Annotated in this window: 10 protein-coding genes and 2 pseudogenes; 6 read left to right on the forward strand and 6 right to left on the reverse strand. The window is 55.2% G+C overall.

What is annotated here, in order from left to right; genetic code table 11:
* Positions 1 to 39 precede the first annotated feature (39 nt).
* Positions 40 to 903, reverse strand: coding sequence for a TIR domain-containing protein (locus NWP14_RS01670; RefSeq protein ID WP_375214661.1), 864 nt, complete (start codon positions 901 to 903; stop codon positions 40 to 42).
* Between the two features lie 292 nt (positions 904 to 1,195).
* On the opposite strand from NWP14_RS01670, the pseudogene NWP14_RS01675 reads away from it, so the two are divergent.
* The 3 genes and pseudogenes from NWP14_RS01675 to NWP14_RS01685 all read left to right on the forward strand — a co-directional run.
* A pseudogene (locus NWP14_RS01675) lies at positions 1,196 to 1,297 on the forward strand (helix-turn-helix domain-containing protein); the annotation flags it as partial.
* Positions 1,298 to 1,410: 113 nt separating this feature from the next.
* Positions 1,411 to 1,630, forward strand: a pseudogene (locus NWP14_RS01680) (hypothetical protein).
* Positions 1,630 to 1,938, forward strand: coding sequence for a hypothetical protein (locus tag NWP14_RS01685; RefSeq protein ID WP_375214662.1), 309 nt, complete (start codon positions 1,630 to 1,632; stop codon positions 1,936 to 1,938). Before NWP14_RS01680 ends, NWP14_RS01685 begins: the two are co-directional and overlap by 1 nt.
* A gap of 259 nt (positions 1,939 to 2,197) precedes the next feature.
* On the opposite strand, the gene NWP14_RS01690 is transcribed toward NWP14_RS01685, so the two are convergent.
* The 3 genes from NWP14_RS01690 to nhaB form a co-directional block, all read right to left on the reverse strand.
* On the reverse strand, positions 2,198 to 2,542 hold the full coding sequence (locus tag NWP14_RS01690) for a DUF1971 domain-containing protein (protein ID WP_375214663.1): 345 nt from the start codon (positions 2,540 to 2,542) through the stop codon (positions 2,198 to 2,200).
* 261 nt (positions 2,543 to 2,803) lie between these two features.
* Positions 2,804 to 3,334 (reverse strand): disulfide bond formation protein DsbB, encoded by a 531-nt coding sequence (dsbB, locus tag NWP14_RS01695; protein ID WP_095101783.1) that lies wholly within the window; start codon positions 3,332 to 3,334, stop codon positions 2,804 to 2,806.
* Positions 3,335 to 3,472: 138 nt separating this feature from the next.
* Complete coding sequence (gene nhaB, locus NWP14_RS01700; RefSeq protein ID WP_331834403.1) at positions 3,473 to 5,023, reverse strand: sodium/proton antiporter NhaB; 1,551 nt, start codon at positions 5,021 to 5,023, stop codon at positions 3,473 to 3,475.
* Positions 5,024 to 5,264: 241 nt separating this feature from the next.
* Between nhaB and fadR the strand changes: the two genes are divergently transcribed.
* Entirely contained in the window at positions 5,265 to 5,984 is a 720-nt protein-coding gene (fadR, locus tag NWP14_RS01705; protein ID WP_095101787.1) for a fatty acid metabolism transcriptional regulator FadR, read from the forward strand.
* Positions 5,985 to 6,043: 59 nt separating this feature from the next.
* Here the strand turns inward: fadR and NWP14_RS01710 are convergent, their stop codons facing one another.
* Complete coding sequence (locus NWP14_RS01710) at positions 6,044 to 7,576, reverse strand: SpoVR family protein (RefSeq protein WP_095101789.1); 1,533 nt, start codon at positions 7,574 to 7,576, stop codon at positions 6,044 to 6,046.
* 321 nt (positions 7,577 to 7,897) lie between these two features.
* On the opposite strand from NWP14_RS01710, the gene NWP14_RS01715 reads away from it, so the two are divergent.
* Positions 7,898 to 9,196 carry a D-amino acid dehydrogenase gene (locus NWP14_RS01715; protein ID WP_095101791.1) on the forward strand — a complete coding sequence of 433 codons (1,299 nt, stop codon included), beginning with the start codon at positions 7,898 to 7,900 and terminating at the stop codon, positions 9,194 to 9,196.
* A 9-nt stretch (positions 9,197 to 9,205) separates the two neighbouring features.
* Entirely contained in the window at positions 9,206 to 10,276 is a 1,071-nt protein-coding gene (gene dadX / locus NWP14_RS01720) for a catabolic alanine racemase DadX (RefSeq protein WP_095101793.1), read from the forward strand.
* Positions 10,277 to 10,292: 16 nt separating this feature from the next.
* On the opposite strand, the gene NWP14_RS01725 is transcribed toward dadX, so the two are convergent.
* Positions 10,293 to 12,026: a potassium/proton antiporter gene (locus NWP14_RS01725; RefSeq protein WP_133598426.1), complete on the reverse strand. Its 1,734-nt coding sequence runs from the start codon at positions 12,024 to 12,026 to the stop codon at positions 10,293 to 10,295.
* Positions 12,027 to 12,054 lie beyond the last annotated feature (28 nt).

Consider the following 12,054-nt stretch of genomic DNA (forward strand, 5'->3'; position numbering starts at 1 on the left):
AAACCCTTTGGTTAAAGTATCACTGGAAAAGGAATTTTTTCACCATGTTTTATCGGTTCTGAATCCATCCATGTAATATATTCTATTATGACTAAATCTATCAATTCCATAGACCTTTACATCATTATCAATGATTACTGATATTGAATGGGCTCCGTACAATTGTGGGATTATTACATCTTTGTTGACAAAATAAACCGCCCCTAATTCTATCTTTATATCTTTAAGTTGACTAATCTTTGCGCCATCCTCCCAATTTTTAATTTCTGCAGGGGTTGCAGGTTTCGCAATTGAAAAGAAGAAATCTCGTATAGCCCCTTGAGAGAATTGCACTTCTGTATTTGCGCGTTGCAAATCATGAGTCATGTGCCATATCTTTGATTGTGCGTCGTTAAGTTCCTCCCTTAATGTGTGAATTTCACCAGTATTTTCCGTCTTAACCTTACTTGCCTCTAGATCTCTAATTGATTGTTTAATTTTGGCGCAACTTCCTGTGACAGCATCAGTTAATTTAACTTCTTCATCGTTGTAAGAACTGGTTGTTACACCTGCAAGATCGCTTGGTAGGCGGAAATTAGACATTACTGTTTTGGGTACTAAAATAAAACATTTTTCTAACCCTAAAGCACCAATAAACATTCCTAGTTCTAAAACTACATTGTCTCTTGTTGAGCTATATTCTTCATTTCTAATAAATATCTTGTCATCTGGATGGAAAACAAATATGGCATAGTCCACAGACTTTGTCTTCTGTATAAGTGTGCTTATGGTTACCGATGATAAATCAAAAGCATTTTCCCAATTTGTTACACTCATTTCCTGCTCTAGTTTTATATGAACCGCCTCTGCGACTCGAATGGCTTCCGATGAAGAAGCAATGAATACTATCGGTTTATCACTCATGGCTAATCCTTTTATCATAGAAGTTAATAGCAAATGGTATTAATATATGCATACATTAATATATAATATAAATCTTTGTTCAAAGTCAATTATACTCAAAAATGATTTGGTAACTATCACGTGGGAAAGTCCTTAGTGGATACAATAAAAAACTATAGACTAATCAAACCTTTTTTTTAAAGATTATTTTAGAATAATTTTAAGTGAAGTTAATTCTAAAAAGTTAGTCGCGGAAAGAGTGTTCGGCCGAACAGACTGAGATGGCCTGATACTGACATCCCAGAGAGTAGATAGAGGGCGGCGACTACTTGAGAACGGCGACACCCGGCAGCAGGTGGCTGATGTGATCGGGGTAGGGGTGAAGACGATCTACAAATATTTTCCGGCGAGCTAATCCGCACCATCAACATGTTACGACTGTAATAAAAATTGATAGGCGTAACCGATGTTGAAGAATGCGGCGTATGAATATACTGTATATAAAACCAGTGTAATTAAGGAGGCGTCATGCTCCGCTATTCAAAGATCAGAGAGGCATTCGAGGCCTCTATTTCTCGCAACCCAAAGGGGTTTAGTTATCTGCGCACTGCAGAAAAGAGGCGTTCATTTCTCCGGCCGTGAGGCTAACCAGTGGATAGAGCGCAACCAGACGTATTTCGTCGATAAAACCACGGACGATAGTGAAAACAAGCTCTGGATGCTTCGCAATATGGGGAGGGTGCTCTGATGGGTTTTTCGTCGCCAGCAGCTGATTATGTAGAGGACACTCTCACCGTCACAAAACTGTGCCGCGTGAATGCCAACTCCAAAATCATCAAAACAGATTCCGGCTATGCCATTTTAGATATGTCGCTACGTCCGCAGCCGGGAGATTTCGTCCTGATCCGCTACGACGGGATGACAGATTTTGGCCGGCTGCAAGGGCAATCGTTCATTACCCGTGATGGGGAGGCGATAGAGGGGGAAGGTGTTGAGGTTTATGGCGTCGTCACATTTTCTGTTAACGATCTGCGTCGGGACGATTGCCCTATTTGAAGATGGGGCATGCATGGGGCATAAAAGCACCGCAGACGCCCCACATTAAAACACAGGAGGCGAAATCGTCTGCGGTAACTTATTAAAATATACCTAGATGCTCCAGATAAAAACCCAGAACCAAAAAATACTGCCGCCTATTTTAAACAAGCCTGACTGGGCGCAGTAGCCGCTCGCTGCCCGCCGCGCCAGACAGAACGGCTAAAACAGAAAACCCGCCACCGGCGGGTTTTCTGTTATCAGCCATCGGCAGGCGGGGTTACGACTTTTTGCTGTGGAACAGCCCGTTTTCGCCGTCGGCGTCATTTTCAACCCAGAAGTTGATATTGAACTGGGCATCGTCGCTTAATTCGATGCGATGCCAGTACTGAGGCGGGCTGGTCGCAAACTGCCCGGCGTTAATCACCACTTTGACCTCCGGCTCTGTCGCCTGTTCATCAGCGAAACCATAATAAGTTACCGTCCCTTCCATCACGCAAAGCTGGCCGAAAACGGCGGCGGCGGTGTTGTGGTGGGTGAGCAGGGCGGCAGGTACGTTCTCTTTGGTAAAGAAGGGGGTGGAGCGTTTAACTTTCCAGTTAGCCGGAATACGCAGGTGAGACATCGTGAGCTCCTTAGCGGACGCGAATAAGATGCATTTAATATGCAACTTATAGGGGCGAACGTCAACTCGCGGGAGAGAAAAAACGCGCAAAGGCGCTATGCTGCCGACCCGAACCTCAGGCGGAACATGCGCCTTCGCTGCGCCTTTTCATCAGCGAACGTTCAGCATCGTGGAGAGAATACGGGATGGGGCAAAAAAAAACCTGCCAGCGGTTTCACTGACAGGCTTTGCTCTCGGCGGCGCGACTTCACCGCGACGGGATTAGCGACCGAACAGATCGCGTTTTTTAGGTTTGAACGGCTGAGCAATCACAACCAGCACCGCCACAACCAGGTAGGCGGCAAAGATCCCCACCAGCCACTGCGGCATCTCCAGCGTCAGAAACTCCCATTGACGCACGGAACAGTCGCCGCTGGCCACGAACATCTGCGGCAGCCACTTATCCAGCGGCAGCCACGTTGGGAAGCGGGCGGCAAAATCGCAGGTCTGGAACGGAGAAGGGTGAAGCTGAATCATGGTATGTTCCCATGCCAGCTGCAGCCCCCGCAGCGCGCTATAGAGCCAGATAACCAGCGCCACATAGCGCAGCGGCGTTTTCGGTGCGATGGCGCCGACGATACCGGCTCCCATAATGCCTAATAGCGCACAGCGTTCGTAAATACACATTACGCAAGGCTGCAGCAACATAACGTGCTGGAACCACAGCGCAACCAGCTCAAGAGCGAAAGCGGTGAACGCCATCAGGAGCCAGGCTCCGCGTCCCCTTGAGCACTGGTTTAAATATCGCAACATAGTCTTTTCCCTGAAACATGCTAAATCATGGCAGTGTAAACGAAAACCGAACCGACGCCAGCAGCTAGTCCGAAAATATTACGTAAAAATATTGCACATCCGGTGGCGGGTTGCGGATGTGCCGATATCGCGTCAGCTTCAGGGAAGCTGCGGCGTCACAAGCCAGCCCTGTTCGAGCATCCACTGCGTCGCTGGCATCAGCGTAAACTCAACGCCCAGCAGCCCGACCAGGGTCATCACGATGGTGTAAGGCAGCGCCATCCATACCATTCGCCCGTAGGAGAGGCGAATCAACGGCGCCAGCGCGGAGGTCAGCAGGAACAGGAACGCCGCCTGCCCGTTAGGCGTGGCGACCGAAGGCAGGTTGGTCCCGGTATTAATCGCGACGGCCAGCAGCTCAAACTGCGGCAGGCTGATGGCTCCCTGCTGGAGCGCCGTTTTGGCCTCATTGATATAGACCGTGCCAACGAAGACGTTATCGGAAATGGATGACAGCAGGCCGTTAAACAAATAGAACAGCGACAGCTGGGCGTGCGGCGACGCCTGCAGCACGAACTGGATCACCGGGGAGAACAGGCGCTGGTCGATAATCACCGCGACCACGGCGAAAAAGACCGTCAGTAGCGCGGTGAACGGCAGCGCCTCGGTAAAGGCTTTACCAATAGCGTGCTCATCGGTCACGCCGGAGAAGGTAGTGGCCAGCACAATCACCGATAAACCGATCAGGCCGACTTCCGCCAGATGCAGGGCCAGCGCGGTAATCAGCCAGATACCGATAATCCCCTGGGCGATAAGCCGCAGGCGATCCTGACGGCTGCGCTGGCGCCGGCTGCGATCGTCATAATCCTGCAGAACCTTACGCACCGCGGGCGGCAGCGGTTCGCCGTAGCCGAACAGCCTGAACTTCTCCACCAGCAGGCAGGTGAGCAGGCCGCAGACGATGACCGGCAGCGTCACCGGCGCCATGCGCAAGAAGAATCCGGCAAAGTGCCATCCGGCGGCTTTCGCGACGATCAGGTTTTGCGGTTCGCCAACCATGGTCATCACGCCGCCCAGCGCGGTACCCACGCCCGCGTGCATCATCAGGCTACGCAAAAAGCCGCGGAACTGCTCCAGTACGTCGCGATAGTGCGGATCGATATGGCTATCGTCCAGCAGATCGCGATCGTCGGGCCGCGCGGAGGCCACGCGATGATAAATACCGTAGAATCCAACCGCGACGCTAATCACCACCGCCACCACGGTTAGCGCATCGAGGAAGGCGGAGAGGAACGCCGCCGCCAGACAAAAGGCCAGCGACAGCAGCATTTTGCTGCGGATACCCAGCAGCAGACGGGTAAAGATAAACAGCAGCAGCTGCTTCATAAAGTAGATCCCCGCCACCATAAATATCAGCAGCAGGAGCACTTCGAGGTTGCCGGCGATCTCATCGCGAATATGCTCCGCGCTGGTCATCCCGATAAATACCGCTTCGATAGCCAGCAGGCCGCCGGGCAGCAGCGGGTAGCATTTGAGCGCCATCGCCAGGGTAAAAATAAACTCAACAACCAGCAGCCAGCCGGCGACAAACGGATTGAAGCAGAACAGCAGCGGGTTAAGGATTAAGAAGACAATTAAGGTGAGCTTATACCAGTCCGGAGACTGGCCAAGAAAATTACGCCACAGGGCGCGACCATAAGACATTTCCACGACAGACATCCTTCCCCGTCAAATATTGACATGATTTTACGTATAACTATTTGCAAGACTAACAGTTGAGTAAAAAGGGTAGCAACCTGGTTCGCCTCGCGCCCGGTTTCATCAAGTACCAGGAGCAAAATCTCAAAATGAAACGGCGATCCCCTTTTAATTACCTCCTGGCGCTATCTGCCCTATAGCTGCTCTGGTATGATGAGTAGAATTTGCAACGCTGTGTAATGGAAATCTTACTATGGTCATTAAGGCGCAGAGCCCTGCGGGCTTCGCGGAAGAGTACATCATTGAAAGTATATGGAATAATCGCTTTCCCCCGGGCACAATTCTCCCCGCCGAACGTGAGCTTTCTGAACTTATTGGTGTTACCCGTACGACCTTACGCGAAGTTCTGCAGCGTCTGGCACGTGACGGTTGGTTAACGATACAGCACGGCAAACCGACGAAGGTGAACAACTTCTGGGAAACGTCGGGTCTTAATATTCTCGAAACGCTGGCGCGCCTCGATCACGACAGCGTCCCGCAACTGATTGATAACCTGCTGTCGGTGCGCACCAATATCTCCACTATCTTTATCCGCACGGCCTTCCGTCAGCATCCTGAAAACGCGCTCCAGGTTCTTGCCGCGGCGCGTGAGGTGGAAGACCACGCGGACGCCTTCGCCGATCTCGATTACGGTATTTTCCGCGGCCTGGCGTTTGCCTCCGGCAACCCGATCTACGGTCTGATCCTCAACGGCATGAAGGGCCTCTATACCCGCATTGGCCGTCACTATTTTGCCAATCCGGAAGCGCGCAGCCTGGCGCTGGGCTTCTATCACCAGCTGGCTAAAGTCTGTGAAGAGGGGCAGCACGAGCAGGTTTATGAGATCGTCCGTCGCTACGGGCATGACAGCGGTGAAATCTGGCATCGTATGCAGAAAACGCTGCCGGGTGATTTAGTCATCGGTATGCGCTAAGACCCGCGATAAGATAAAAAACGCCCGGCTATCATGCCGGGCGTTTTGTTTGCCGCTATTTACAGCGCGTTTTGCCGCGGCGGGCTGCGTTCCAGCAGTTCGATGCTGCCATCGGCATTTTGCTGCTCCAGCAGGATATCGAATCCCCACAGGCGATGGACGTGCTTAAGCACCTCGCGACGCCCCTTATCCAGCGGTACGCGGTTATGCGGCACGTAGCGCAGCGTCAGCGAACGATCGCCCCGCAGGTCGACGTTCCACACCTGAATATTCGGCTCCAGATTGCTCAGATTGTACTGGGCTGAAAGCTTGGAGCGAATCTCCCGATACCCCTCTTCGTTATGGATGGCGGAAATCTCCAGGTAGTTATGATGGTCATCATCGAGCACCGTAAAGAAGCGGAAATCACGCATAATTTTCGGTGACAGGAACTGGCTGATAAAGCTCTCATCCTTGAAGTCGCGCATGGCAAAATGCAGCGTCTCCAGCCAGTCTGAGCCGGCGATGTCGGGGAACCAGTATTTGTCCTCTTCGGTCGGCGACTGACAAATGCGCTTGATATCCTGGAACATGGCAAAGCCCAGCGCGTAGGGGTTAATCCCGTTGTACCACTGGCTGTTGTAGGGCGGCTGGTAGATAACGTTGGTGTGGCTGTGCAGAAACTCCAGCATAAAGCGTTCCGTCACTTTCCCTTCATCGTACAGGTGGTTGAGGATCGTGTAGTGCCAGAACGTCGCCCAGCCCTCGTTCATGACCTGGGTCTGCTTTTGCGGGTAGAAATACTGGCTCACCTTACGCACGATACGCAGGATTTCACGCTGCCATGACTCCAGCAGCGGGGCGTTCTTCTCCATAAAGTAGAGCAGGTTTTCCTGCGGCTCAGAAGGATAGCGGCGCGCGGTTTCGATGGCTTTCTCTTCTTCCCGCTTAGGCAGGGTGCGCCACAGCATATTCACCTGGCTTTGCAGATACTCCTCCCGGCTTTTCTGCCGCGCCTTCTCCTCCTGCAGCGAGATTTTCTGCGGACGTTTATAGCGGTCAACGCCGTAGTTCATCAGCGCGTGGCAGGAGTCGAGCAGCTTCTCCACCTCATCAACGCCGTAACGCTCCTCGCACTCGGTGATGTATTTGCGGGCGAAAATCAGGTAGTCAATGATCGAGCTGGCATCGGTCCAGCTGCGGAACAGGTAGTTATTCTTGAAAAAGGAGTTGTGCCCGTAGCAGGCGTGGGCCATCACCAGCGCCTGCATGGTAATGGTGTTCTCCTCCATCAGATAGGCGATACAGGGGTTGGAGTTGATGACAATTTCGTAGGCCAGCCCCTGCTGGCCGTGCTTATACGCCTGTTCGGTTTCGATAAATTTCTTACCAAACGACCAGTGCGGGTAGTTGATTGGCATGCCGACGCTGGAGTAGGCATCCATCATCTGCTCGGAAGTAATGACTTCGATCTGATGCGGATAGGTGTCGAGACGATACAGCTTCGCCACCCGGTCAACCTCGGCGAGGTAGGTTTCCAGCAGTTCAAAAGTCCAGTCGGGTCCATCGCTTAAACGAGTCGTGTCCCTGTTCATGGAATCAATCGTAGCCATTAGCGCGCCCTCATTGTCGGTGACTCTCTCTATACGGAGAGCCTCCCAATAAGCATAGAACACGGCTCGACAAACTGCGCCTGCGGACAATTTCTTTTCTTCGCGATTTCACAATCTTAAAGGCCTGATTCAGCCGCTATGGCGGGATTTTATTCTGAGGAAAAATGAAGCGCAGCAGGAGATAGTAAATCTACCGGGTCAGTGCTGGTGCGGTTTGGTGTGAGATTAGTCACCATAAATAAAGCGTATGTTGAATAATATTTTCAACTGAGTTATCAATTTGTAATCAGATGATTGTTCTTTAACTATTACGGAGTCGCTATGCGAGTCGTCATACTGGGAAGTGGGGTGGTTGGGGTAGCTAGTGCGTGGTATTTGAGCCAGGCGGGACATCAGGTCACGGTTATCGATCGTCAGCCGGGGCCGGCGGAAGAGACCAGCGCCGCCAACGCCGGACAGATTTCTCCGGGCTACGCCGCCCCCTGGGCCGCGCCCGGCGTGCCGCTGAAGGCCATCAAGTGGATGTTCCAGCGCCACGCGCCGCTGGCGATCGGTCTTGACGGCACGCAGTTCCAGCTCAAATGGATGTGGCAGATGCTGCGCAACTGCGACACCCGCCACTATATGGAAAACAAAGGCCGCATGGTGCGTCTGGCGGAGTACAGCCGCGACTGCCTGAAGGCGCTGCGCGAAAGCACCGGCATCCAGTATGAGGGACGGCAGGGCGGGACGCTGCAGCTCTTCCGTACCGAAAAACAGTATGAGAACGCCACCCGCGACATCGCCGTGCTGCAAGATGCCGGCGTGCCGTACCAGCTGCTGGAGGCGAAACGTCTGCTGGAGGTCGAACCGGCATTAGCCGAGGTGAGCCACAAGCTGACCGGCGGTCTGCGTTTGCCGAACGATGAAACCGGCGACTGCCAGCTGTTTACCACGCGCCTGGCGGCGATGGCGGAGCAGGCGGGCGTCACCTTCCGCTTTAATACTTCGGTTGATGCGCTGCTGTACGAGGGAGAGCAGATCTCCGGCGTGAAATGCGGCGATGAAATTGTGAAAGGCGATGCCTACGTCATGGCCTTCGGCTCCTACTCGACGGCGATGCTGAAAGGGCTGGTGGACATTCCGGTCTACCCGCTGAAGGGCTACTCGCTAACGATCCCGATCGCCGAGGAAGACGGGGCGCCGGTATCGACTATCCTTGATGAGACATACAAAATTGCGATTACCCGCTTTGACCAGCGGATCCGCGTCGGCGGGATGGCGGAGATCGTCGGCTTTAACAAAGAGCTGCTGCAGCCGCGTCGCGAAACGCTGGAGATGGTGGTACGCGATCTGTTCCCGCGCGGCGGCCACGTAGAGCAGGCGACCTTCTGGACCGGTTTACGTCCGATGACCCCGGACGGCACGCCGGTTGTCGGCCGCACGCCGTATAAAAACCTGTGGCTGAATACCGGGCACGGCACCCTCGGCTGGACCATGGCATGCGGCTCAGGACAGCTTTTGAGCGATTTAATATCGGGTCGCACTCCGGCTATTCCGTACGACGACCTTGCCGTCGCCCGCTATAGCCCGGGCTTCACTCCGGCGCGTGCCCAGCACCTGCACGGCGTTCACAACTAAGGAGTCTTCATGTCCCGTCCGGTACTGGCCAGCATTGATTTGTCGGCCTTGCGGCAGAATTTACAGATTGTCCGGCGCGCGGCTCCTGGCTCGCGGCTGTGGGCGGTGGTTAAAGCCAACGCCTACGGTCACGGCCTGGCGCGCGTGTGGCACGCGCTGAGCGGCGCAGATGGCTTTGCGCTGCTGAATCTTGAAGAGGCGATCCTGCTGCGCGAGCAGGGCTGGAAAGGGCCGATTCTGCTGCTTGAGGGTTTCTTCCACGCCGACGAGCTGGCGCTGTTTGATAAGTATCGCCTGACCACCAGCGTGCACAGCAACTGGCAAATTAAGGCGCTACAGCAGGCGAAGCTTCACGCTCCGCTGGATATTTACGTTAAGGTCAACAGCGGAATGAACCGGCTGGGCTTTATGCCGGAGCGTATCCATACCGTCTGGCAGCAGCTGCGGGCGCTGGGCAACGTCAGCGAGATGACGCTGATGTCGCACTTTGCCGACGCGGAAAACCCGCAGGGGATCGTTGAGCCGATGCGCCGCATCGAGCAGGCGGCGGAAGGGCTGGCGTGCTCGCGCTCGCTGGCGAATTCGGCGGCGACGCTGTGGCACCCGGAAGCGCATTTTGACTGGGTCAGGCCGGGGATCGTGCTGTACGGCGCGTCGCCGTCCGGCCAGTGGCAGGACATCGCCAACAGCGGCCTGAAGCCGGTCATGACCCTCAGCAGCGAGATTATCGCCGTGCAGAACCTGAAGGCGGGCGAGGCGGTGGGCTACGGCGGCCTCTACCGGACGACGCAAGAGCAGCGGATTGGCATTGTGGCCTGCGGCTATGCCGACGGCTATCCGCGCATCGCGCCGGCTGGAACGCCGGTGCTGGTTGACGGCGTGCGCACCACGCTGGTGGGGCGCGTCTCGATGGATATGCTGGCGGTAGACTTAACGCCTTGCCCACAGGCCGGGATCGGCGCGCCGGTCGAACTGTGGGGCAAAGAGGTTAAAATCGACGATGTTGCCGCCGCCAGCGGCACCGTCGGCTATGAGCTGATGTGCGCCCTGGCGCCGCGCGTTCCCGTTGTGACCGTGTAACTTCTCGTGAGGCGGCTCACTCCGCCTCATCTTCCGCAACGCGCACCCCGACCTTCAGAACGTGGTCCTCTTCTTTTTCTGCGACCGTCCATACCATTCCGGCAAACTCAACGTGGTCGCCCACCACCGGCGCGGCCCCGAGCTGGTGCTGCACAACGTCGCCCAGCGACTGCTGGCGATCGCGATACTCTTCCCCGCCGTCGAGGCCGTAAATTTGCGCGACGTCGGCAAACTTAGCGCTGGCGTCAAGAATAAAGTCACCGAAGAAGCGCTGATCGAGCGCCACCGGCGGCGACTGGCTGAACATTTTACCCAGCGCGGGCAGGTCGCGCTCGCGGCCGATAACGCACAGAATATCGCCTTCCAGCAGGCGGGTGCTGCCGGTGGGATGCAGCAGCGCGTTATCGCGAAACAGGGCGGCAATGCGCGTTTCCGGCGGCATATGCAGATCGCGCAGCGCCGCGCCGACGCACCATTTATCCGCGCTAAGCTGATAGACGAACTGCTCCCACGGATTTTCCGGATGAATATCCAGCCCGACCCGGGAAATTGGCCAGCCCACCGGCGGGACCACCACTTTGGCTTTTTTCGCCGCCCACGACAGCGAGGTCCCCTGCAGCAGCAGCGAGACCAGCACCACGAAGAAGGCGACGTTGAAGAACAGCCGCGCATTCTCAAGGCCGGCCATCATCGGAAAGACGGCGAGAATAATCGGTACCGCGCCGCGTAATCCCACCCAGCTGATAAATATCCGCTCGCGCAGGTTAAACCCGCGAAATGGCAGTAGGCCGGCGAAAACCGACAGCGGACGGGCGATAAAAATCATCCACATCGAGAGCAGCAGCGCCGGGATCGCAATGGGCCACAGGTCGGACGGCGTCACCAGCAGGCCGAGCACCAGGAACATGGCGATTTGCGCCAGCCACGCCAGGCCGTCGAAGTTTTGCAGAATGCCGTGACGGTTGCGAATCGGCCGGTTGCCGAGCAGGAAACCGCACAGATAGACCGCCAGGATGCCGCTGCCGTCCAGCGAGGTGGTGACGGCGAAAATCATAATTCCGCCGCTCAGCGCCAGCAGCGGATAGAGACCGGTAGGCAGCACGATGCGGTTTATCATCTGCAGGAGCAGGTAGCCGCCGCCGAGACCAATGACGATCCCGAGGCCAAACTGCTGCACGATGTGGACCGCAAACATCCAGCTCAGGCCGGTTTGGTGCTGCTGAATCATCTCGATAAGCGTGATGGTCAGGAACACCGCCATCGGATCGTTGCTGCCGGATTCGATCTCCAGCGTCGAGCCGACGCGTTCGTTCAGGCCCTTGCCGCCGAGCAGGGAGAACACCGCCGCGGCGTCGGTTGAGCCGACAATCGCGCCGATCAGCATCCCTTCAATCAGGTTGAGGTGAAACAGCCACGCCGCCATCAGCCCGGTGAGGCAGGAGGTGATCAGCACCCCGACGGTGGCCAGCGAAAGCGCCGGCCACAGCGCCACGCGAAAGGAGCTGGCCTGGGTGCGCATCCCGCCGTCCAGCAGGATCACCGCCAGCGCCAGGTTACTCACCATATAGGCGAAAGGGTAGTTGTCAAAAGGGATGCCGCCGATACCGTCAACGCCCGCCAGCATCCCGATAGCCAGGAAAATGACCAGAATCGGAATGCCGAGACGTGAGGAAAAGGAACTCAATAAAATGCTACAGGTTACTAATACAGAACCCAGAATAAACAGACTAATAACCGCACCGGCATCCAATGTTCATGTACTCCTTACGAGTATGAAG

Source organism: Klebsiella sp. C349492, from assembly GCF_042055345.1.
In the GTDB taxonomy this organism is placed as follows: domain Bacteria; phylum Pseudomonadota; class Gammaproteobacteria; order Enterobacterales; family Enterobacteriaceae; genus Klebsiella; species Klebsiella scottii.